Origin of the sequence: Phenylobacterium montanum (genome assembly GCF_018135625.1) — a bacterium.
In the GTDB taxonomy this organism is placed as follows: domain Bacteria; phylum Pseudomonadota; class Alphaproteobacteria; order Caulobacterales; family Caulobacteraceae; genus Poindextera; species Poindextera montana.
In genome coordinates, this window is record NZ_CP073078.1 from 1540266 (window position 1) to 1562483 (window position 22218).

Sequence of the window (22218 nt, forward strand, 5' to 3'; positions counted from 1 at the left end):
ATGCATTGCCGACACTATTGCGGGCAGCGAAGCTTAGCAATGCGCCCACACGCTCCTGCCGATCCGCATGTCCGCTTGGTGGAAGCTGGCGCAACCGTAGCCTACCAGGTCGGCATGTCGGCTACTGGCGAGCGGCAGATCCAGATGGACCTGGGCCAGACCTCAAAATGCATTCGATGAGGGCGGACAGCATCCAGGCCGACCCGGCTCATACATAGCGCGGGATGGGGCCGACCTGTGGGGTTTGATCTGGCAGGTCGATGAAGATCTCGTCGACATAGCACCAGCCCCAGCCCTCCGGCGGGTCATAGCCTTCGATGACGGGATGACCCGTCGCGCGAAAATGCTTCGTCGCGTGCCGGTTCTTCGACTGATCGCAGCAGCCGACATGGCCGCAGCTGCGGCATAGTCTCAAGTGCACCCAGCGGTCGCCGGACTTCAGGCACTCCTCGCAGCCGCGCGCGCTCGGCGTCACGCGATCGACGGCCGAGAGGTGTTCACAAGTTTCCGGCATGGTGCGCTCCTCGTGGTCAAACGGTTTGGGTCCTGCGTGCGGGCTCACCCCAGGCCCGCCAGATACTGATGGATCTGCGCGACTACGGCCGCGCCCTCGCCGACCGCTGCGGCCACCCGCTTGACCGAGCCTGCTCGGACGTCGCCGATAGCGAAGACTCCCGACAGGTTTGTCTGCAGGGACAGCGAGGGCTGTTCGCCGGCGCCCGTGATCACGAAGCCCTTCTCATCCAAAGTCACGCAGCCCTTCAGCCAGTCGGCGTTCGGGTCTGCGCCCACGAACAGGAATAGGTGGCGCAGCGGGACGGTTTGCAAGACGCCGGACGCACGATCACGGAAGGTCGCGCTGCTGAGGCCGAGGCTGTGGTCGCCCTCCAGAGCGGCGACCTCCGTCCCGGCATGCAGCTCGACATTCGGCAGCGCTGCAATACGGTCGATCAGATATTGGGACATTGAGGCCTCGAGCCCCTCGCCGCGGATGACCAGGTGAAGCTTCCTGACCCGGGGCGCCAGGAACACTACCGCCTGACCGGCGGAGTTGCCCCCGCCGACCAGGACGACCTCCGCATCTTCGCATTGGCGCGCCTCAACCGGCGAGGCCCAGTAGGAAACGCCCGCGCCCTCGAACGCCGACAGGTTGGCGATGTCGGGCCGCCGATAGCGGGCGCCGGACGCCACCACGACGGTGCGGACCTGAACCACCTCGTCGTCGCCAAGCTCCAACCGCAGCAGATGCCCGCCATGAATCTGGCGATGTTCGCAGTCCAGCCGCGTGACCTCGAGCGGCAGGGCCAGTTCGGCGCCAAACTTCAGCGCCTGATTGTAGGCCCGCCCCGCCAGAGCCTGCCCCGAGATGCCGGTCGGGAAGCCGAGATAGTTCTCGATCCGCGCCGAGGCGCCCGCTTGGCCGCCGATCGCGCGCTGGTCCAGCACCACGACGGAGAGCCCTTCCGAAGCCGCATAGACTGCGGTCGCCAGTCCCGCCGGCCCCGCGCCCACCACGGCCACGTCATAGACCCTGGCCGGATCCAGCTGAGGCGTCATGCCCAGGCCGATCGCCGCCTCGGCGTCGCTGGGCCGCTTCAGCACAGTTCCATCGGGACAGACCAGCAGCGGCAGGTCGTCGGGACCGATGCCGAGCCGCTGAATCAGGGCCTGACCCTCGGCGTCATGGACGGCGTCGAGAATGGTGTTCGGATTGCCGTTGCGGGTCAGAAAGCCCTGCAGACGGGTCAGGTTCCGCTCACCGGGCCGGCCGATCAGCACCGATCCCGACGCATCGCCCTCGATCAGGGCGACACGCCGCAGGATCAGCGCGCGCATGACGATCTCGCCGATCTCGGCCGAACCGATCACCAGGGCGCGCAGATGCGCCGTGTCGAATGGCAAGGCGACGCATCCGTTCGCCCCGGCCTTGGCCGCCGCGAGAGACGAGCGTCCAGCCAACTGACTGACCTCCCCGGTAAAATGCCCAGGCCTGTGGATCGTGACCGGCTGTTCCCGGCCCAGCCCGTCCCGGCGCACCACGGCGACAGAGCCCTCCAGGATCAGCCATACGGGCGAGTGTTGTTCGCCCACCTCGAACAGCTGCTCACCCGGCGCGAAGGTGCGGGCCTCGGCGCTGGCGAAGCGCTTCGCCGCCTCGACCTGTGCGGGTTCGAGCACGGGGAACATCTGATGACGCCGGGTGTCGATCAGGCTCATTTCAGATCTCGACAAACAAGAACGTCGCGGGTCGCAAAGTCCGCCTTTTTATCCGGCCGAGGGGACGCTGTGGCAACCGCGCGACCAAGACCGCGCCAGTCCCGTTATCGACCGGATGTCTGGTTTCAGGAATTGGCGTTGCCGTGATCGAGGGCTCTCTGCAGGACTGCTATTGTTGAGGGCCCGGCTCCTGCGACGACCAGCCCAGTCGCAGCGATCGCAATCTTGACCCGATCGCCCTGTTCCGATGCATTCAGCCTCACAGCGTAGCTTCGGGTGAGGGCGAGCATGACCGAAACAGAGGCTGGCCCGCCGCCGAAGGCGATGCGGTGGGTGATCCTCGCCGCGTCGCTGGGCTGCAGTATCGAGTTCTATGACTTCATTATCTTCGCCTTCTTCGCCGTTCAGATCGGCCAGAGCTTCTTCCCCTCGAACGACCGTTACGCCAGCCTCATGGGGGCGTTGGCGACCTTCGCCGCAGGGTTCCTCAGCCGCCCGCTCGGCGCCTATGTGCTGGGCGGCTATGCCGACCGGGCGGGTCGCAGGCCCGCCATGCTGCTCAGCATGGTGCTCATGGGGCTGGCCATTGCCGCCCTGGCCCTAACCCCGTCCTATAGCGTCATCGGCCTGGCCGCGCCGATCGTCGCGGTAGCGGCGCGATTGGTCCAGGGCTTTGCGCTGGGCGGCGAAATCGGCTCCTCGACCGTCTACATGGTCGAGGCTGGCGGATCTGGGCGGCGGGGCTGGAACGCCGGCATGCAAGGGGCCGCTCAATATGCGGCCGCCGCCCTCGGGGCGCTGGTCGGGGTTGGGCTAAGCTCGGCGCTCAGCGAGGTCCAGCTCGCCACGTTCGGCTGGCGTATCGCCCTACTCCTCGGCGCCACGGTGGTTCCCTTCGCGCTCGTGATCCGCCGCGCCCTGCCCGAGACCATGGGACGCCCCGAGCCTGCACGCCCCCGTCGGGCGGTCGCCGGCCCCAACTTCACCCAGGTGGTCTGGCTGGGCGGTCTGATCATGGCCAGTAGCACGATCGGCGCCTACATCTTCGCCTACACCGCCACCTTCGGCGAAACCCAGCTCCACCTCTCGACCCGGGCCTCAATGGAGGGCCAGACCGCCGCCAGCGCAGTCGGCGTCGTCGCCTCCCTCGCCGGCGGCTGGCTGTGCGACCGCTGGGGCCGGCGCGCCCTGATGATCTGGCCCCAGCTCGCCTTCGCCCTGCTGACGGTCCCCTGTTTCGCCTGGCTGTTGGCGTATCGGACCGTCGCGAGCCTTGTCTCGACCAACCTGCTGCTTGGTGGGCTATCTGCCATCACCGCGAGCGCGCTCTACGCCGCGGTGATCGAGAGCCTTGCGCCGCTACAACGCAGTCGCGCCTTCGCCCTGATCTATGCTGTGCCGATCGCCGTTTTCGGCGGCACGACCCAGCTGTTTGTGACCTGGCTGATGAGGGTCACCGGCACGCCCATGTCGCTGGCCTGGTTCCTGACTGCGGTCAACCTGGTCGGCCTGGCCGCCATGATGCTCCTCCCCGAGAGCGCGCCGGGGCGGTGGGCGCCGATGAAGACCTCCGAGGTCTCCCAAGCCTGATCTCGGCTTCAGGGGCGATAGTTTGATGCAGCGACGGCCGCTGGCCGCGCGCCCGATGACAGACCGTTGAGCAAGGTTTTCGCCGTCTGGAGGTCGGGCGTTGCAAAGCCCTCGGCGAACCAGGCATGGACGGGCGCGAGCAGGTCGGCAGCTTCAGTCGGGCGGCCCTCATCGCAGCGCAATTGTGCGAGGCTCGTGGCGGCGCGCAATTCCCAGAGCCTGGCGCCCTGCCCCTGTGCGATGGCGACAGCCTCGCGATAGTGCGCTTCTGCAGCCTCGGAACGCTCCTGTCGCAGCAGCAACTGGCCCTTGCGCCGGGCCAGCTCGGCGGCGAACCAGCGCTCGCCGGTCCGCGTAGTGATCGCGATCGCATCGTCCAACAGGGCCGCGGCCTCTTCGACCTGTCCGGCGACCTCATGGCCGGCGGCCTGGAGAGCGATGAAATGCGGCAGCCACATCACTGCCCCGGTCGCCCGGTAAGCGGCCACCCCACCGCGAAGTAGCGCCACCCCGTCCGCCACATCGCCACTCTGAACCTGTGTGTAGCCGCGATAGATGGCCGCCCAGGCCTTGTAGAACGGTAAACCCTGTTCCGCCGCGACAACCGCCAGCTCGTTCGCATACCGGTCGAGAGTCAGGTGGTCCCCCGCAAGCGAAGCCTGCAGGGCGCCGATCGCCAGAGCCACGGCCAGAGACGTAGGATGGGCCAGCCTGCGCGCGTCAGCGATGGCGGCGATGCTCCGCGCGCTGGCCTGGTCCGGAAAACCGAGACAGAACAGCGCGAGCCCCAGGAAGGCCTGCGTCATCAGGGGGTGAGAGCCCGTCTGATGGACCAGCGCGGCATGGGCCTCCGGGTCATACACAACAAGCAGTTCTTCCAGATGCGGCCGCGAACCCGCAAAGTCGCCCGCCAGCAAGAGGCTTTGCCCGGCCGCACTGCGCCCCAGCACAAGCCCGGCGGAGTCGCCGCGCTCTCGGCTCAGGCTCAGCAAATGCTCGCCGACGCGCAGCGCCTGATCGAGTTCACCGCAATACACGTGGAACATCGAACGCCCATAGGGCGCTTGACGGAACTCCAGGGGGGACCCCAGCTGCTCCCAAAGCTCCATTGTGCGGGCATAGGCAAGGCCGGTTTCCGGCGCCGCTTGGCCTTTGACGAACCGCAGCAACGCACCCAGAGCGCTGCAAGATTCCAACTCCTGGCGCAGGCGTTCGGGGCTTTCCGGCGTCAGCGCCAACTGCTCCAGCGCCTTTTGGAACTGCGCGGCCGCCTCCGCCAGCGCTGAACGCGCGGCGGACCGTTGGCCGGCGCTCACCCAGGCCGCCACGGACTTTTCGATCAGCCCGGCCTCGGCATAGTGATGCCCGAGCAGTTCGGGCTGGGTCTCCAGCAAACCGGGCGATTGCGCCTCGAGGGCCTCGGCGATCGCGGCGTGCAGCTGTCGCCGAACGCCCCGCACCAGGCTGCTGTAAGCCACGTCCTGCACCAGCGCATGTTTGAAGCTGTAGACCGCGTCCGGCGGAACACCGCGTTGAAATACGAGTTCGGATGCGACCAGCCGGGCCAGCGTGCTCTGCAGCTGGTCCTCGGACAGACCGGAAACCGCGCGCAGCAGCATATAGTTGAATTCGCGCCCGATCGCCGCGCCAGCCTGCGCGAGCCGTACCGCAGCCGCACGATCAAGCCGGGCCAGTAGCGAGGAGTAGAGGCTGGTCGGGATCGCGAACGAAGGTGTCGCGCCGTCGGCTGCGAAGCGGTCCATCTCCGCCAGCTGCTGGCCGTTCTCGAGCACGCTCTTGGTCAGTTCCTCGACGAACAGCGGCACCCCGTCGGTGCGGTCCGCGATCTGCTCCAGCACGGCGTCCGGTAACGCCTTGCCGGCGACCTGGGCCACCAAGGATTTGCGGTCGCGCCGATCCAGGCGGCTGAGCGCCAGCGTCGTCACATGCGCCAGGCCTGTCCAGGGCGGCTTGAACTCAGGGCGAAACGTCAAGATCAGCAGCACCGGCAGGCTGCGGACGCGCTCGATCGCAAGATCGAGGAGCTCCCGCGACGTCGCATCGACCCAATGCGCATCTTCGAAAATCACCATGACAGGCCGTTGACGCGCCAGCCCTTCGAGCCGCCGGATCAGGGCTGCCAGCGTCCGCTCTTTCTTCCGCGCTGCGCTCAGGCGCGCTAAGACTTCGGGCTCCGGAGCCGGCAGGTTCAGAAGGTCGGCGAGCAGCGCCACGTCCTCGTCCGGCGAGGCGGAGCCGCCCAGCAACGCCGCGAGCTTCCCCAGCCGCGCCGCTGTCGGATCGTCCCCCGCAAACCCGGATTCGCGCTCGAGCTCGCCGATAAAGGGGAAAAGTGCGCTGTCTTGGCGATGGGGCGAACAATAGTAGTGCTGCCAGAAGTGGGGATCCCCCGGCAGGCGGCGCTCCAGTTCTGCGGCTAGGCGCGACTTGCCAAGTCCAGGTTCGCCGGAGATCAGCACGACCTGCCCCTCGCCGGCCACGGCGCGCTCCCAACGCCGCAACAGCAGGGCTATCTCTTCGTCGCGACCGACCATCTGCGTCAGCGACGTCCCCCGCAAGGCCTCGAACCGGCTGGCGACCAGGCCCTCCCCCAGCACCTGCCAAATGCGGACGGGTTCGACGGGACCGGTCGTGGTGACCTGGTCGACTTCGCGGCAGTCGAACAGATCGCCGATCAGACCGCGTGTCGCCGAGTCAACGGCCACGACCCCGAGGTCCGTCGATAGCCGCAGCTGAACCGCGAGGTTCGGCGCGTCACCGACAATCTCGCGGTCTTGCGATACACCGATTGCGCCGATCTCCCCGATGATCGCCATGCCGGTGGCGATACCGGTTCGGCAACCCAGCTTGGCTCCACCGACGGGCCCAAGGGTCCCGGCCGCGGCGCGCAGCTCAAGCGCCGCGCGAACCGCCTGCTCGGCGTCATGCTCGTGCGCCGACGGATAGCCGAACAGGACCAACACTGTGTTCCCGAGCTGGCTGACGACCCACGCATCGTGGCGGTTAGCTGTCTCCGCTACGCACTTCTGAAAAGCCGCGTTGGCTTCCTGCAGGTCTTCGAGATTGGGTTCGCCGAGCTGGCCGGGTACGCAGGTCAGCTCGCACGACATCGCGGTGATCCGGCGACGTTCGGCGAACCGATGCTGACCGGGCGCAATTTCGAGGCTCGCGCGCCCAGGAGGCGACGCCACGGCAAAGGCTTCCTCGACGTGCTCCCCGACGGGTCCAACGAAGCGATAGCCGCGGCCCGGCATAGTCTCGATCCAACGCTCGCCGCCGGGGGCCCCCGCCAGGATCCGGCGCAAAGCCGCTATCTGAACCGTGAGGTTGCTGTCTTCGACGATCTGGCCCGGCCACGCGGCCGCGATCAACGCATCTTTCGAAACCAGCGCCCCGGGCCGTTCCACCAGCGCCTGCAACAGGGCGACCGCCCGCCGGCCGAGCGCCACGGGCTTGTCGCCGCGGAACAGCATCCCGTCCCGCTTATCCAGACGAAATGGCCCGAGCGCCCGACTACTCATGGTCGCAGGTGTAGCCGCTTCGGAAATTTTTCGGAACCTTTTCCGGGCTGGCTAAGGACACGCAATTGCTGAGAGCCCAGCATGTGGGCGTCACAACAAGCGCGCCTGACCATCGACAATCTTGGCGCGGCAGCAAACCGGAGCCGTTCAATGTCCTTGCGCATCAATTCCGAAGCCCCAAACTTCACCGCCAACACCACTCAGGGCGTGATCGATTTCCACGAATGGATCGGCGGCAGCTGGGCCATCCTGTTCTCGCACCCTAAGGACTTCACCCCGGTCTGCACCACCGAACTAGGCTACATGGCCGGGCTGAAGCCGGAGTTCGACAAGCGCAACACCAAAATCGTCGGCCTGAGCGTCGATCCGGTAGACAACCATTCCCGCTGGGCGATGGACATCGAGGAGACCCAGGGCCATGCGGTCAACTATCCGATGATCGGCGATCCTGAACTGAGGGTGGCGATGCTTTACGACATGCTGCCTGAGGACGCCGGAACCACCTCAGAGGGTCGCACCGCCGCCGACAACGCCACCGTGCGCTCGGTGTTCGTCATCGGGCCGGACAAGAAGATCAAGGCGATGCTGACCTATCCGATGAGCACCGGTCGCAATTTCGACGAGGTCCTGCGCCTGCTCGACTCGTGCCAGTTGACGGCGAAGCACACGGTGGCGACGCCAGTGAATTGGCGCCCGGGCCAGGACGTCATCATCCCGCCCTCAGTCTCCGACGACCAGGCCAGGCAGAAGTTCCCTGGTGGGTGGAAAACCGTGAAGCCCTATCTTCGGGTGGTCGCCCAGCCTCAAAGCTGATGACGGCGGGGCGTCGCTGAGGCGCCGCGCCCACGCCCCCGGGGCCTGGGCAGGCGCCGCTCCGGGGCGCTCTGGCGTCAGAAGCGCCTACACCTTCGCCGAACTGACAGCGACCGTACTCTCGTGGAGAGCAGACATGGTCTTCGAACAGATCGCCACCGGCGGCTGCCAATCCTATCTCATCGGCTGTCCGGAGAGCCGGGCCGCCGTTCTCATCGATCCCGAAGTTCGCCAGATCGATCGCTATCTGGGTTTGGCGGCGCGGGAAGGCTTGCGTATCCGGTATGTCATCGACACCCACACCCATGCCGATCACTTCTCGGCCGCGCAGCAACTCGCTCGACGGTTGGACGCCCCTGTGGTCACCCACAAACTCAGCCCCGCGCCCTATGCCGACCTCAGGCTGGAGGACGGCGAACTCCTGATCGTCGGGGATCTGAAGCTCAAGGCTTTGCACACGCCAGGGCACACGCGCGACTCGATTTGCCTGCTTGCGGACGACCGCGTCTATACCGGAGACACCCTTTTGATTGGCGCAACCGGCCGAACGGATCTGCCGACTGGCGACCCCGAGGCCCTTTACGACAGCCTCTTCAACATCGTGCTCAAGCTCGACCCGAAGCTGAAGGTCTATCCTGCGCATGACTACAAGGGCCGCGGCCACTCCACGATCGCCGACGAAATCGCTGACAATCCGCGTTTGCAAAAACGCGATCGCGCCGAGTTCGTGGACATGATGCGCCACCTCAACCTTTCGGCGCCCACCCATCTCACGGAGGCCCTTCGCACCAACATGAGCGGGGGCAAGACGGTGGCTCAGATGCTGGCCGAAGCCGCTGCAACGGTGCCATTTGTGTCGCTGGACGAGTTGGCCGACAAGGTCGCTTCAGACCGGCTCGATCTGGTGCTGCTGGACATGCGCGAGCGCGACGCCTGGTTGGCGGGCCATATCCCGGGCGCACGTCACCTTCCGCGCGGTCAGCTTGAGCTGCGCGTCAATGACGAGTTGCCGGATCCGACGGCGCGGATCCTGACGTGCTGTGAATTCGGGAGGATCTCGACCTTGGCCGCCGCGACCTTGCGGACGCTGGGCTTTCGCAGGGCGGCGGCCCTGGACGGCGGCGTCAAGCTATGGCGCGAACGCGGCTTTCCCCTGACTGTGGGCGACAGCCCTTGATCGCCAGCAAACCTCCCATTTTCCCGGTTCTTTTGTGACCGCTATGCGGAAACTGCCGCTGCCGTAGACACATCGTCTCGAATGACAGCAATTTGGCGATCAGCCATCATTCTCCTCGGCCACCAAAAGATAGCCGATCCCCCGGCGAACCTCGACCCGCACCTCGGCCCCGGCATCCTGCAACGCCCTGCGCAGGCGAGAAGCGGTGACTTCGACCGCATTGGGCGTCACAGCGAGATCGCGGCCATAGAGCCGCTCCTCCAGCACATCCCGCACCACGATTCGCCCGCGCGCCAGCATCAAGGCCTCTAACAGCAGCAACTCCCGCCGCCTCAGATTGAGCGGAACGCCGACAACGCTGACCTGCTGAGAAACGGTGTCGAAGGTCAAGCGCCCGAGACTGAGCTCGCTCGCAGCACGCGTGCCGGGTCGCCGCAGCACCGCCCTCAGCCGCGCGCATAGCTCATCGAGTTCGAAGGGCTTGACCATGTAGTCATCCGCCCCGGCGTTCAGGCCGGATATCCGGTCGGCGGTTGCGTCGCGGGCAGTCAGCACCAGGGTCGGCGGTGGCGGTCTGCCGCGGGGCCGCGCGGTCAATAGGCCGACCCCATCGCCGTCCGGCAGGCCGAGGTCCAGGACCATCGCGTCATAGCCGCCCAGATCCAAGGCCTCGCGCCCCTCCCCTAGTGAGCCCGCGTGATCGACCACGAAGCCCTTCTCGCTCAAATAGGCGGCCGTCATCCTGGCGAGTTCAGGGTGGTCCTCGACCAGGAGGATCTTCATGGTGGCTAGCCCCCGAACCTGGCGAGGGCTATCAGGGCCAGGGTCACGGTAAGCGCCCCGCCGATACGGGTGGCGATCTGGGCGAAAGGCATCAGTTTCATGCGATTGGCCGCGGTCAGTATGGCCACGTCGCCCGTGCCGCCCTGACCGCAGCGGCAGGCAGCCACGATCGCCGTGTCGATCGGGTGCAGGCGGACAAGATAGGCCGTGGCGAAGCCCGTCCCGACCATGGTGACGACCACCGCCACGACCGTCGCCATCTCGGCGCGATTGAAGCCCGCGATCAGCTTGTCCCACGGCGTCATGGCCACGCCGATGGCGAACAGCAGCGGATAGGTGACCGCGACCGAAAAGAAACGATAGACCACCATCGCCCCGCCGCGCAGGTCCGGCGAGACCGCCCGTCCGAGCTTCAGCAGCACGGCCAGGAACAGCATGGTCACCGGCGCCGGCCAGTTCCACAGCCGTTGGGTCATCACGCCGACCAGATAGAGGGCGACCGCAGTCACCCCTGCGGCTGCGACCGATGCGACCGAGGGAGCGCCATGCGGCGCATCTTCATCGTCTACCACCGTGTGGGCGCCCGGACCCGACTGCAGCCGCCCTTCGCCGGTTAACCCAGGCAGGCGATGGCCGAGCAGATTGAGGGCGCCGGAAAGCAGGATGGCCGTCAAGCTGCCCATCATCACCGCCGGCAGCACCTGGGCGAACAACTCGCCCTGGGGCTTGTGCAGGATGGCGCCGTAGCCGATCGAAAGCGGAATCGCGCCCTCGCCGACTCCGCCGGCCATCACCGGAACGACGATGTAGTAGAGCGTGTGACGCAGGCCCAGGCCGAGCGCGTAGCCCACTGCCGAGCCCACCCCAAGCGCCGCCACCGAACCCGCGGCGATCGGGGCGAAGATCTTCAGAAAGCCGGCGATCAGCACCCGTCGGTCCATGCTCAGGATGCTGCCCACGATGATGGAAGCAATGAACAGGTAGAGGATGTTGCTCTGCTTGGTGAAATCGGTCACCGACGTCACCAGCCCCTTCGGCAGCAGGTGCGCGTAGACCAGGTAGGATGGAGCGAAGGTCGCAAAGATCGCGCCGGCCCCCATCTCGCCCAGGAATGGAAGGCGCTTGCCGAGCTCGGCGCAGGCGAAGCCGCCAACTGACAGCACGCCGATGTTCATCATCACGTCCGAAGGCGGCTTGCCGGTGGCGACGAAGGCCCAGATCAGAGCCAGCAGCAGCACAAACACCGGAACCGGCACGATGCCGATGCGGGCGTCGACTATCCGCCACCACCCATAGGGCCAGGCGGACTTGGCGAGGCCGCGCCCTGCCCTGACGTTGAAGGTCTGGTCGTTCATGGCCTGATCCCGATGTTGATCTTGATCGATCTGCGTGGGGGCCGCGTCCTACGTCAGCGAGGCGCGTAGGTGAGCAGAGTGAAGCTGTCGGGGAAGTAGCGGTTCGGATAGAAGGGGCCGGCCTCGTGATTGACCGGCTTGGCCGGATCGACCACCCCTTCGGCAGTGACCAGGAAGACCGACTTGGTCTTAGGGTCCAGAGCCATGGTGCGGGCGATCGGACGCGTCGTCACCGCCTGGGCCAAGGCATAGCGGTCCGCCCCCAGCTGGCTGAAGATGACCAGGTTCGCGTCGAGGCCGTTGGAGGTGAACACGGTCCGCGTCTCCGGATCGTACGCCACCCCGTCGTTACCCCGGCCGATCGGCAGGGTTGCGACCTCGACGCCCGTCTGGCTGGACAGCACCGCCAGCACAGGCTTGTCGCCGCGGCAGCCGATGAATAGGCGATGGTTGGCCCGGTCGATGGTGAGGCCGGTCGGCGCCTTGCAGTTGGCGATCTTCCATTCGCCGAGCACGCGGTGGCGGCGGGCGTCAACCCTCAGCACAGCAGCGCGGTCCCGCTCGGCTACGAACAGGTGGCCCTGGCCGTCGGCGGCCGCAGCTTCGAGTTCGTCGCTGATCGTTTTCGTCCGAGCGGTGACCGCGCCGCTGCGGGCGTCGACGAAGGTGATCTCATGATCGTCGCCGCGCATGAAGGCGAGTTGGCCGGTGGCCGGCTCGTAAAACGACGCATCGGCGCTCGGCCCGAGCTTCATGCGGTCCAAGGTCTTCAGGGTGGAGAGCTGAAAGACTGTGGTCGAGCCATCGCCGTTGGTCGTGTAGCCTCGATCGACATCGGGCACGAGCGTCGTGGCGTTCGCGCCTTCGGACCGCTCGATCTGGCCGACGACCTTTCCTTCTTGCGTGTCGTAGACTGTGACCCCGTCGGCGCGCCGGTCGATGAACAACCAGGAACGGGCGGCGTCGAACGCCAAGTAGTCCCAGCCGGGAGACTGGCTCTTGAAGCTGACCGTGGATTGTAGCCGATAGAAGGGACCCGCATGGGCCGCGAGCGCGGCGGACGCCGCGATCACGGCCAGCACGCCAACCTTGGCTGATCTCCTGTCCTGGCGCACCCCGAAGCTCCCCGTCGCTCTTGCGAACGCCGCCCGCTCCCCAGTGACAGGGTTCTTCGCAGGCGGCCTGTTGGGCGGCAGATCTAGGCGCGCTCGCTGAACGGCCGCTGACGCCAAACTGAATTTTCTTTCAGAAACAGATGTTTGTCAGGATTTTGCTCGACAAGCCGGACCATCCGTGGCGGAATCGCGACCTGGGAGTTCGACGCTATGAAGATCCTGATCGTCGAAGATGAGCGCAGGCTGGGCAGGTTCCTCGTGCAGGGCTTGACCGAGCAGACCTACACCGTGGCGCTGGCCGCCAACTGCCGCGAGGCCAATGACGCCATCGTCGAGACCAAGTACGACGCCATCGTTCTCGACCTAGGCCTGCCTGACGGCGACGGCTTGGACCTGATCCGCGAATGGCGCGAAAGCGGACTGAATGAACCCGTTCTGATCCTCAGCGCACGCGACACGCTGGAAGACCGCATCAAGGGCCTGGATGTCGGCTCGGACGACTACCTGCCCAAACCGTTCAGCCTGGAGGAACTCCTGGCCCGCCTGCGCGCCCTTTTGCGACGCCAGTCGGTCAGCAAGCAGACCGTCATCGAGCGCAACGGCATCCGCTTCGACCTGGTCAGCCACACTGTGCACCTCGACGGGGCGACAGTAGACCTGACCAACCGCGAATACGCCCTGCTGGACGTCTTCATGCAGAACGCCGGCCGCGTCCTGACCCGCACGTTCATCTCCGAAAAGATCTGGGCCTCGCACTACGACGTCGACACCAATCTGCTCGATGTCTACATGAGTCGGCTTCGCAACAAGCTTGAGGCGTCCGGCCGCCAGGTCTTCAAGACCGTGCGCGGTATCGGTTACCAATTGCTATGAAGACGATCGGCGCGCGGCTGACGGCCTGGTACGCGTTCAGCGCCACCCTCACCTTGTTCGTACTGTTCCTGATCGGCTACCAGCTCCTGGAGCAGCGGCTGACCCATGGCCTCGACCAGCTGAATTTCGCCGAGTTCGAGCAAATCCGCGCCCATCTGGGCCCCGACTATAAATCGATCGACCGCGCCACCATGGACAGGCGCATCCGCGAGACCAGCGAGTTCTCCTCGGTCCTGTTCTATATCGTGGTCGACCACCCCAAAGGCGGCATCTACTTCCGCTCCTCCAACCTGCATGGCGGCGATATTCCCGACGTCAAGGGCCGCCGCCAGTACAGCACGCCGGCGCCGGTGGGGGATCTCAGGGTCAGCGAATTCCTGATGCCGCCGTTCGATGTCACCATCGCCACCTCTCTGCTGCCGGTGCGCGAGGGCCTGCGCTCCTATGTCGAGGTCTGTGCCGCGTTGATGATCGGCATGCTCCTGGCCAGCATCGCCGTCGGTTTCGGCGTCAGCCATGTGATGCTGAGGCCCATCCGCCTGATCCGCGAGACCGCCAATCGAATACGATCCGACAATCTCAGCGAACGGATACCGGTCAGCGAGGTGCGCGACGAGCTGACCGACCTGATTCGGTTGCTCAACCAGATGTTCGACCGTCTGGAGACGGCGTTCGTGCAGGTCCGCCGGTTCGCCGACGAGGCCTCGCACGAGCTGAAAACCCCGCTTTCTCTGGTCAGGCTGCATGCCGAGAAGATGCTGACCGACGGCGACCTGCCGGCGGAACAGACAGACGCAGTGCTGGTCCAGCTGGAGGAGATCGCCCGGCTGAACCAGATCATCGACGAGCTTCTGTTCCTCTCCCGCGCCGAGGCCGACGCCATCCCCTTCCAGCTCAAGGTGCAATCGCCGGCCGCTCTGATCGACGGCTTTCGCCCCGACGCCCTGGCGCTGACCGGCCACCACGGCCTGTCCTTCACCTGCAGCCACGAGGGCGAGGTCGCCGTCGACTACGAGGAAAAGTGGCTGCGCCAGGTCCTGCTGAATCTCCTGACCAACGCCCTGCGCGTCTCACCGCCCGGCGGGGAGATCCGCCTGAAGTCGCAGGTCGCCGACGGGCTCTGGAGCGTCGCCGTCGAGGACCAGGGCCCCGGCCTCGCGCCCGAGCAGCTGCAGCGGATCTTCGAGCGGTTCGTGCGCTTCAACGTCCCGGAAAACGCCGGTAAGGGCAGCGGCCTGGGCCTGACCATCTGCGAGGCCATCATCGCCAAGCACGGCGGCCGCATCTATGCCGAGAACCGGTCCATGGGTCATGGCCTGCGCGTGGTGTTCGAGATCCCGACGGCGGCGGCGGCCTGAGGTCTACGCCATCCGCCGCAGCACGCCGTCTTTCAGGATGAAATGATGCGCTAGGCCCGCCGCGGCATGGGCGGTCGCCAGCACCAGGATCAGGTTGGCGGCCAGGCTGTGCAGGTCGGTGATCTCATTGGCGAGGAGGTGGCGCGCCGTCGGCGCGTAGTCTCCGAAGGCAGGAATCCGGGCCAGGTTGAACAGGCTGTCGCCGCGCAGCCAGGCAAGAGAGAGGCCGAGGCCTACCAGCGCAACGAGATTGGCCATCAGCGCCCAGTGCATACCCTTTGCCGCGAACCCGAGCAGCCCACGTTCGGCCGGCGGCAGGCGAGCGCCCCGGTAGCCACGCCAGAATATCCGGTAGAGGGTGGCTGCGGCGACCACTGCGCCCACGACGATATGCACCGAGCGAGCGTCGATCTTCAGCGGCCCGCGCGGAAACCAGTCGATCGTTTGGCCGCTGATCCATTGGAAGACCACAGCGGCGACGATCAGCCAGTGCAGGGCGATGGTCGTGCGGTCATAGCGTTGGCGGCCAGAGGTGATCCGATTGGTCATGCGCTCACTCGGGCGGACTGACCGCCCACAGCACTGCAGCGCGGAACAGAGCCAGACCCTCAGGCCTCAGCCCCTGGAACGTATCCTGCCATAGGAAGAAGCTGAGCCGGCGGGCGGGGGCAAGGAATTCGGCGTACATGGTCGAGCCCTTCTCGTAGGCGAACACCGCCGCCTTGTCCGGCTCGCCTAGCAGGGTTGCTATGGTCACGGCGCCGAGGCAGGGCTTGCCCCAGTTCATCTTGTAGTGCTCGTCGTCCAGGACGTTCTGGACGCCGGCCTTCAGTCCAGCAGCCAGCGGATGGGGCGCATTGACGACGAAGATGAAGCGCTGGTCGTCGTCGGTGCCGTAGTCGTGGCCGCTCTTCCAGCCGGTCATCCCGAGCTCGCCCAGGAGGTCGTTCTCGAAGGTGATCAGCGGGATCGGCAGAGCGCGGTACTTGCCGCCCACGTCGATCGCGTCGACCGATTCCGAGATCAGGATCAGGTCCTGGCCCCTGGCCTCGTCGACGGAAGAATATTCGTCGACCTGGCGGACCTTGAAACCCAGCGACTGCAGGAAGGCCACCGCCTTCATGTCGTTGTCGCGCCAGGACTGCAGGGCTGCGATGCGCTTGGGCTCGGGCGGCGGGGTGGCCGCCCTGGCCTTTTCCAGCTTGGTCAGGTTGCAGACATAGAGCACCTGCTTGCCGCGCCCGGCATTGGCGTCCACCGCCGCCGCCCGCGCCCAGCCCTGCGGCAGGGCCGCCGCCAGCCCGCCGATGAGGAGGCCGCCGAACAGAACTCGCCGATCGACGCCGCCTGAAGCACCCAGTCTATGGGCCATAAACCGCTTCCTCATATCTCAGAACTTGGCCGTGGCCTGCAGGTAGAACAGCCGCCCGATCGGCGAGTAGCTCGCCACGTCGGCGTTGTTGTCGGTGAAGGCCAGCGGCGAAAGCGGCGGCATGGCGTTGGTGAAGTTGTTGATCCCGGCGGCGATCGTCCACTTCTTCAGGATCTTGCCGCTCTCCATCTCGAACAGCTTCTGGGCGCGGATATCCCAGGCGGTATAATCCTTGACCGGATAGGGCGGCTTTGCCGTGCCGGCGGCGATCAGGTTCGCCCGCGTCTGCCCACCGACGCCAAGGTCCTGCACCGACGAAACGTAAGTGTTGCCGAGGGTCACATCCCAACCGCGGAAGTTCCAGTCGATCGAGCTGTAGAAGTGGTATTTCGGCAGGGTGCCCTGCACCCCGGTGCCGCCGTTGGTGGCCGTGCCTGCATATTCGTAGAACGGCTGGATCGGCAGGGCCTGGAACTTGTAGGAAGTGAAAATCGCGCCCGTGGTGTCGAAGGTGAACACCCCGTAGTTTTCGGTCTCGCGCACGTAGTCGACATTGATGTTGAACGAGCGCTCCCTCACCCCGCCAAGGTTGGTGAAGCGGTCGATGATGAAGAGATTGTTTGCCGCGGCGATCTGGCCAGCCGCGGTGCCGTCGGCCCTCAGGTAAGTCAGCAACGCGCCTGGAGCGGCGAATTGCGAGGCGCCGGACGTGCCGACGAAGTTACCCTGGGCGATATTGTTGTAGAACTGCGATCCCGAGCCCTTGGTGTTGACGTCCTGCAGGATGTTGGCGAAGCCGATGCCGCCGGCGATGCCTTTTTCGTCCACCGCCGAATAGTCGATCGAGATTTTCAGCCCGTGGATGAAGTTGGGCTTGATCACGACGCCAAGGAAATAGGAGTCGGCCTTGGCCGGCTGTAAGTGCGGGTTGTTGCCGTCTTCGGCCTGGAACGGCATCTGCGGCAGGCCGAGCCCCGGGAAGGCCTGAGTGGGAATGATCGCCCCGCCGGCGATGCGGGTATCGGTCGGACCGTACTCGGCATAGAGCGAGGGCGCTGTGTAAGACTTCGAATAGGTGCCGCGGAAGGTCACCTGGCTGTCCACCGGCTCCCAGCGGAAGCCGATCTTGGGCACCACCGAGTCGCCGGCGTCGCTGTAGTGCTCGAAGCGCAGAGCGCCGATCAGGTCGAAGGCGTGGAAGCCGGTGAAGTTCCAGTGCGGGCTGGTGATCGGCGCGCGGGCTTCGGCGAAGGCGGCGCCGATGGTGCGGCTGTGGCTGAAGGGATCGTTGAACTGGCCACCGACCCAACTCTGGGCGCCGGAGCCGAGGGTATTGGTCCCGTTGGGGTCGGTATGGGCCGACAGGGCCTCGCGGCGCCAAGCGCCGCCAACCGCCAGGCCGATATCGCCGGCCGGCAGGGTGAAGACATCGCCGGTCACCTTGAAGTCGAACGAGTCGAGCTGGCTGGCCGCCGTCAGGGTTTCCGTGCCCAGCACGTTGGCCAGCGACCCGGGGATGATGTCGCCAGCCCGGGCGAAGGGATCCAGAGCCGGCTGCAGGACGGTCGGCCCAGCCGAGGTCACCGTGTAGTTCCCATAGACCTTGCTGTACTTGCCGCCCAGCACCGGGTTACCGCTGGCGTCATAGCCGCCGGCGACCGCCAGGGCGAGGTTCGGCTTGAACAGCACGTTCTTTTGCAGTTGGGTCAGGTCATCTTCGCTGTGAACGAAGGCGCCCTCCCATTTCCAGTCACGCCCCAAGACGTTGAACTTCCCGCGCAAGCCGATCGTCGCCCGAACGTCGTCGCTCGTGTTGTAGTATTGCTTCGGCGCCAAGGTGTCGCCGAACACCACGCCGCTGACCGCCACGCTGAGGGGGTCATAAGGCGCAGTCGCCGGCACGTTCAGAACCGTGGTCCGCGGCAGGAACTGGGTGAAGCTTTCGTTGTGCGCGTATTCCACGCCCCCGAAAGCAACGACATTGCCGCTCTTGGTCAGGTCGGCGGTGAAATTGGTCGCCAGCGCTCCTTGCTCTTGCCGCATCAGCAGGAACTGAAACTGCGACAAATCGTAGGTGCGGCCGATCCCGGCTGCGTTGGAGCCGATATAGGTGCCGGCGGCGAGACCCGAGAGGCTGGTCGCGGTCGCATTGCCGGGGCCGGTAGGGTTGTTATCGCGCGGTGAGTTCAGGGTCGCTGCAAGAAGATTTGCGCCGACCACACCGGGAACAGAGGTCGTCGAGATGTAGAATGGGCTCGAGAACGAGCGCGCGCTCTGCCGCAGCGGATCGGTATGCTGATAGCTGGCGGTCATGGTCAGGTTCAGGCCCTCGATGGGCTCGCCGCCGGCGATCAGATAGGCTGACCGTTCGGTGTAGCCGCCGTCCGCCTCGGCGATTCGCCCGCCAACCTCTTCGCCGTCGAACTTGTGCTTGAGGATCAGGTTGACCACCCCGCCGACCGCATCCGAGCCGTAGATCGCGGAGGAGCCGTCGGCCAGCACCTCGACGCGCTCGATGGCCGCGGTCGGGATGGCGCTGACGTCGACGAAGGTCTTGCCGCCGAGGCCGGCGATGGCGTCGATCGCCGAGCGGCGGCCGTCGATCAGCACCAGGGTGTCAAGGTTACGCAGCTGCACCTGCGAGCCGCCCGCCGTGTTCTGATTGGTGTTGTTGGCGTTGCTTGTTCCGGTGTTGCTGCGGCCGGCGAAGGACGGCAGGTCCTTGCGCAAAATCTCAAGCACATTGGAATTGACCCCGCCCTTGGCGATAGAGGCTGCGCTGACCGTGCTCACAGGCACGGCGACCGCGTCCGGTGTGGTCGGCAGGGCCGAGCCGGTGACCACAATCTCCTGCACCGACGGCGGCGCGGGCGAGGGCTGGGCTTGGGCATGAACGCTTGACGCGGCGGCAAGCGCAGTGCTCACCAAAAGCGACGCGACATATGCGGACTTCGACGGCATGGATGTCCTCTCCCCGTCCAACGCCGACCTTGGTCGCGGCGCCGGATTCTCTATCTTGTTCTTGCTGGCGGCTGGCTCGCCGCATCCGGCCGGCAACGCCGCCAGGCCAAGTCGCCTTGCGGGCCTTGCGGCCCTGTTTCCTCCATCTGCAGGCCGCGTTTCGCGGCCTTTCATTTTCGAAAACACCATGCGCCGGCAACCTGTAGCCAAGCTGAATTGCGACTTAATTCGGGCGCACCTTTCAAAGCTGAAGTAACGCGCAAAGAAAGCCCCGCCCGTCGGGGGACGGGCGGGGCGAGGTCCGGTCGCCTGGGAGGTTGGCGCCGGGCCGTCCGCGCTTTTCAGGTCAGGGTCGGGGCGCGACGGCGTATTGCAGGACGGCGGCGCCGGTCTTGGCTTCGCCCGGAGAGACGGCGACGAACAGGCGGTTCAGCTGCGGCACGAGGATGCCGGTCTTGGCCGCGACCCCGCTCGGTATGCGGGCCAGCTCGGAATAGTGGTCGGGATCGTCTTCCTGGAAGACGCCGATATAGCCCTCGCCACCCAGCACGTAGACACGGCCGTTGGCCTTGTCGAACACCACCTCGTCGGTGCGCTCGGGCGCCTTGAAGCTGGCGATGGACTGGCCGCTGTCGGCGTTCAGCACCACCAGCTTGCCGGGCTTGCGGGTCACCACGAACAGACGGTGGTGCGCCTCGTCCATGGCGATCGGCGCGTTCTGCTCGGCCTCCTTGATCGGCCATTGGGCGGTGACCTGGCCGGTCTTCTTGTCGATCACCGCCAGAAAGTTCTTGTCGGTGATGTTGATGAAGATGCGATCGCCCTGCTGCTCGACCGCCAGGGCCTCCGTGTGATTGGAGTCGAAGTGGACCTTGGAATATTCCTCGCCGGTGGTCGGATCGATCTCTTCAAGATAGCAATCCTTCATGTCCACGTCCTTGCCGCCGGTCACGACGTAGAGCCGGCCACGCGGCGCGTCATAGCCCACCGAGTCGGCGCCCGGCGTCAGCTTGACCGAACCCACCACCGCATAGCTGGTCGCATCCAGGATCTTGGTCATGCCGGAGCCGCTGTCGGTGACCAGCAGCCGGTTCTGGTCGGGCATGAACAGGATGCTGTGCGGCGTCTCGACCCCGGTCACCGTCTTCAGGTGCTCTCCGGTCGAAAGCCTGAACACCTCCAGCGTGCCGTGGTCTTCGGCCGCCAGGAACAGCCGGTCGCCCTTCAGGTCGACCCCGAAGTGGTCGAAGTCGCCCGAATATCCGGGCAGCTCGGTACGGCCGACGAGCTTCAGCGGCTCTTCGTCCGCCGCATGGGCCAAGGAGGCGGACAGGGCGGCCACGGCTAGGGCGGCGCCGGTGAACAGGGCGGCGAGACGAGCACGCATGTAGCTCTCCAGATCGATCGAAAGGGCTTTGGACTGTCGGTTGGGCGCCGGCGTCATCTGGCGGGCGCCGCCAACGCGGCGACCGAGCCGATCTGCGGACGCATGGCGTCGCGGATAACTATGGCCTTGTTATAGAGAGCCTTTTTGTCTGCCCCCTTGTTGTAGCGGAACACGCAGCTGAGCGCCCCGATGCGGGCGCCCTTGGCGTCCAGCAGCGGCAATTCAACCTCGAACCGCTTGCCGGTCGAATTGACCTCCTGGTTGACCGCGCCGGTATTGGCCACGCGCATGTCGTCGTCATCCGCCTCCTTGCCGATGCGGCCGATGTTCGAGGCCAGGATCAGATTGTGGGCGGCGCCGGGCGGGGTCACGTGGATCGCCAGGATGATCAGCTCGTGGTGTGCGGCCAGGGTCCGATCGACCAGCTTCTGAGCTCTGGTATCGGACGGAACCTTGGGATCGAACGGCCACGGTTCGACCAGATTGGCCGGGTTCGAGATGCGCCTCGCCATGGCGTCGCGGATGGCGATCGCCTCAGCCTGATGGGCCTTGGTGTCATCGCCCTTTTTATAGTTGAACACCACGCCCACGGCGCCGAGCGTGTCGCCGGACAGGTCGTGCAGCGGCAACTCAACTTCGTAGCGGTCGCCAGTCTCGTTGAACTCGAGCTTGGGCACGCCCGTCTTGATGACGTTCAGGTCGTCCTCGTCGGCCTTTTTGCCGATCCGGCCGATATTGGAGCCGACAATCACGTCGTCGGGCGTGTTCGGCGGGGTGGCGTGAATGGCGAGGATCACGACCTTGGGGTGCTGCGCCAGGGCCACGTCCACCAGGTGCTGGGCGTAGCTGTTCAGCGGGGTGGTCTGATCGAAGCGGGCCGGCTCCAGCAGGTTGTTGATATGCGAGATCCGCCGCGCGACGGCGTCACGCACGCTAACCGCGGCCTTCTCGGCCTTCGCGACATCGGCGCCGGGGACGACCACCTCCAGCGAACCCAGCGGACGGCGCGACATGTCGAGCAACGGCAGGCGTACGTCGACATGACCATCCTCGACCTTGGCGCGGGTATCGCCGGACTGGATCACCGCCAGGTCATCCGCCAGGTTGACGCTGGACGTGTCGTTCAGGCTGCTCGCCACGACCACGTTGTCGGTAGTCTTCGGTCGCGTCACATGCATGGAAATACCGCTTACCTCCGGCCGGCTCGCCAGGGTCGTGTCGATCAGTTGCTGGGCATAGCTCAGCTCGGCGGCGTGGGCCGCCCAAGGCATGGCCAGAGGCAGGCACAGGAACCAGGCAATAGGCTTCATCACTCCTCCCAGACGGGTCTTCTTGTCGGCTACGGGCGTAGGCCGAAGTGCGCGGCCAGAGTTGAGCGCCCCGAGCAGGCTGCACACTGCGCCGCCAAGCTGACTTCAGGCTGAATTTCCGCTGAACATGTCTGTAAGGCGGTGCAGCGCGCCCGGCGGGCGCCTTTCACCGACGCTTCAGGTTAGTGTCAGCTTGTGGCGCCAGCCTCTCGGTGATCGCTCGATCGGCCGAGCTGACAGCGCAGCCTTTCCGTACAGGGCGATGTCTAGGGAGGGTGGGCAAGAACGGCCCAGGCTGAACGATGACGATCGCCATATCGAGGCTGGAGCGCGCACGCATCGCTCGCGGTGACATCGAGCAAGAA

At 65.8% G+C, this 22218-nt stretch carries 16 protein-coding genes; 5 read left to right on the forward strand and 11 right to left on the reverse strand.

Annotated elements, in window-relative coordinates:
• Positions 1–208: 208 nt before the first annotated feature.
• The gene (locus KCG34_RS06820) at positions 209–562 is read right to left on the reverse strand and encodes a UBP-type zinc finger domain-containing protein (protein ID WP_249138242.1); all 354 of its coding nucleotides are present in this window, start codon (positions 560–562) and stop codon (positions 209–211) included.
• Positions 559–2217, reverse strand: a complete 1659-nt coding sequence (locus KCG34_RS06825; RefSeq protein ID WP_211939640.1) for an FAD-dependent oxidoreductase — start codon at positions 2215–2217, stop codon at positions 559–561. Before KCG34_RS06825 ends, KCG34_RS06820 begins: the two co-directional genes overlap by 4 nt.
• 288 nt (positions 2218–2505) lie before the next feature.
• Here KCG34_RS06825 and KCG34_RS06830 point away from each other — a divergent pair, with 288 nt between their 5' ends.
• Positions 2506–3807 carry an MFS transporter gene (locus KCG34_RS06830; protein ID WP_211939641.1) on the forward strand — a complete coding sequence of 434 codons (1302 nt, stop codon included), beginning with the start codon at positions 2506–2508 and terminating at the stop codon, positions 3805–3807.
• 8 nt (positions 3808–3815) lie between these two features.
• Here KCG34_RS06830 and KCG34_RS06835 read toward each other — a convergent pair whose 3' ends face one another.
• Positions 3816–7301, reverse strand: coding sequence for an AAA family ATPase (locus tag KCG34_RS06835; RefSeq protein ID WP_211939642.1), 3486 nt, complete (start codon positions 7299–7301; stop codon positions 3816–3818).
• A gap of 198 nt (positions 7302–7499) precedes the next feature.
• On the opposite strand from KCG34_RS06835, the gene KCG34_RS06840 reads away from it, so the two are divergent.
• Both KCG34_RS06840 and KCG34_RS06845 read left to right on the forward strand, forming a co-directional pair.
• A complete protein-coding gene (locus tag KCG34_RS06840; protein ID WP_211939643.1) occupies positions 7500–8162 on the forward strand; it encodes a peroxiredoxin in 663 nt (220 codons plus the stop codon).
• 136 nt (positions 8163–8298) lie between these two features.
• Positions 8299–9339 (forward strand): MBL fold metallo-hydrolase, encoded by a 1041-nt coding sequence (locus KCG34_RS06845; protein ID WP_211939644.1) that lies wholly within the window; start codon positions 8299–8301, stop codon positions 9337–9339.
• 99 nt (positions 9340–9438) lie between these two features.
• On the opposite strand, the gene KCG34_RS06850 is transcribed toward KCG34_RS06845, so the two are convergent.
• From KCG34_RS06850 to KCG34_RS06860, 3 genes are read right to left on the reverse strand one after another with little or no spacing between them, the layout of a single operon-like run.
• Positions 9439–10122 (reverse strand): response regulator, encoded by a 684-nt coding sequence (locus KCG34_RS06850; RefSeq protein WP_211939645.1) that lies wholly within the window; start codon positions 10120–10122, stop codon positions 9439–9441.
• 5 nt (positions 10123–10127) lie between these two features.
• Positions 10128–11477: a 2-hydroxycarboxylate transporter family protein gene (locus KCG34_RS06855; protein ID WP_211939646.1), complete on the reverse strand. Its 1350-nt coding sequence runs from the start codon at positions 11475–11477 to the stop codon at positions 10128–10130.
• A 53-nt stretch (positions 11478–11530) separates the two neighbouring features.
• On the reverse strand, positions 11531–12592 hold the full coding sequence (locus KCG34_RS06860; RefSeq protein ID WP_211939647.1) for a YncE family protein: 1062 nt from the start codon (positions 12590–12592) through the stop codon (positions 11531–11533).
• Positions 12593–12802: 210 nt separating this feature from the next.
• Between KCG34_RS06860 and KCG34_RS06865 the strand changes: the two genes are divergently transcribed.
• The gene (locus KCG34_RS06865; protein ID WP_211939648.1) at positions 12803–13465 is read left to right on the forward strand and encodes a response regulator transcription factor; all 663 of its coding nucleotides are present in this window, start codon (positions 12803–12805) and stop codon (positions 13463–13465) included.
• Positions 13462–14823 (forward strand): sensor histidine kinase, encoded by a 1362-nt coding sequence (locus tag KCG34_RS06870; protein ID WP_211939649.1) that lies wholly within the window; start codon positions 13462–13464, stop codon positions 14821–14823. The genes KCG34_RS06865 and KCG34_RS06870 overlap by 4 nt, the downstream gene beginning before the upstream one ends.
• Positions 14824–14826: 3 nt before the next feature.
• Here KCG34_RS06870 and KCG34_RS06875 read toward each other — a convergent pair whose 3' ends face one another.
• The 5 genes from KCG34_RS06875 to KCG34_RS06895 all read right to left on the reverse strand — a co-directional run bounded on the left by KCG34_RS06875 (position 14827) and on the right by KCG34_RS06895 (position 21853).
• The gene (locus KCG34_RS06875) at positions 14827–15372 is read right to left on the reverse strand and encodes a cytochrome b (RefSeq protein WP_211939650.1); all 546 of its coding nucleotides are present in this window, start codon (positions 15370–15372) and stop codon (positions 14827–14829) included.
• A 4-nt stretch (positions 15373–15376) separates the two neighbouring features.
• Positions 15377–16195 carry a hypothetical protein gene (locus KCG34_RS06880; protein WP_211939651.1) on the reverse strand — a complete coding sequence of 273 codons (819 nt, stop codon included), beginning with the start codon at positions 16193–16195 and terminating at the stop codon, positions 15377–15379.
• Between the two features lie 18 nt (positions 16196–16213).
• Entirely contained in the window at positions 16214–19156 is a 2943-nt protein-coding gene (locus KCG34_RS06885) for a TonB-dependent receptor plug domain-containing protein (protein ID WP_211939652.1), read from the reverse strand.
• Positions 19157–19502: 346 nt separating this feature from the next.
• Positions 19503–20543: a YncE family protein gene (locus KCG34_RS06890; protein ID WP_211939653.1), complete on the reverse strand. Its 1041-nt coding sequence runs from the start codon at positions 20541–20543 to the stop codon at positions 19503–19505.
• A 53-nt stretch (positions 20544–20596) separates the two neighbouring features.
• On the reverse strand, positions 20597–21853 hold the full coding sequence (locus tag KCG34_RS06895; RefSeq protein ID WP_211939654.1) for a hypothetical protein: 1257 nt from the start codon (positions 21851–21853) through the stop codon (positions 20597–20599).
• Between the last annotated feature and the right edge of the window lie 365 nt (positions 21854–22218).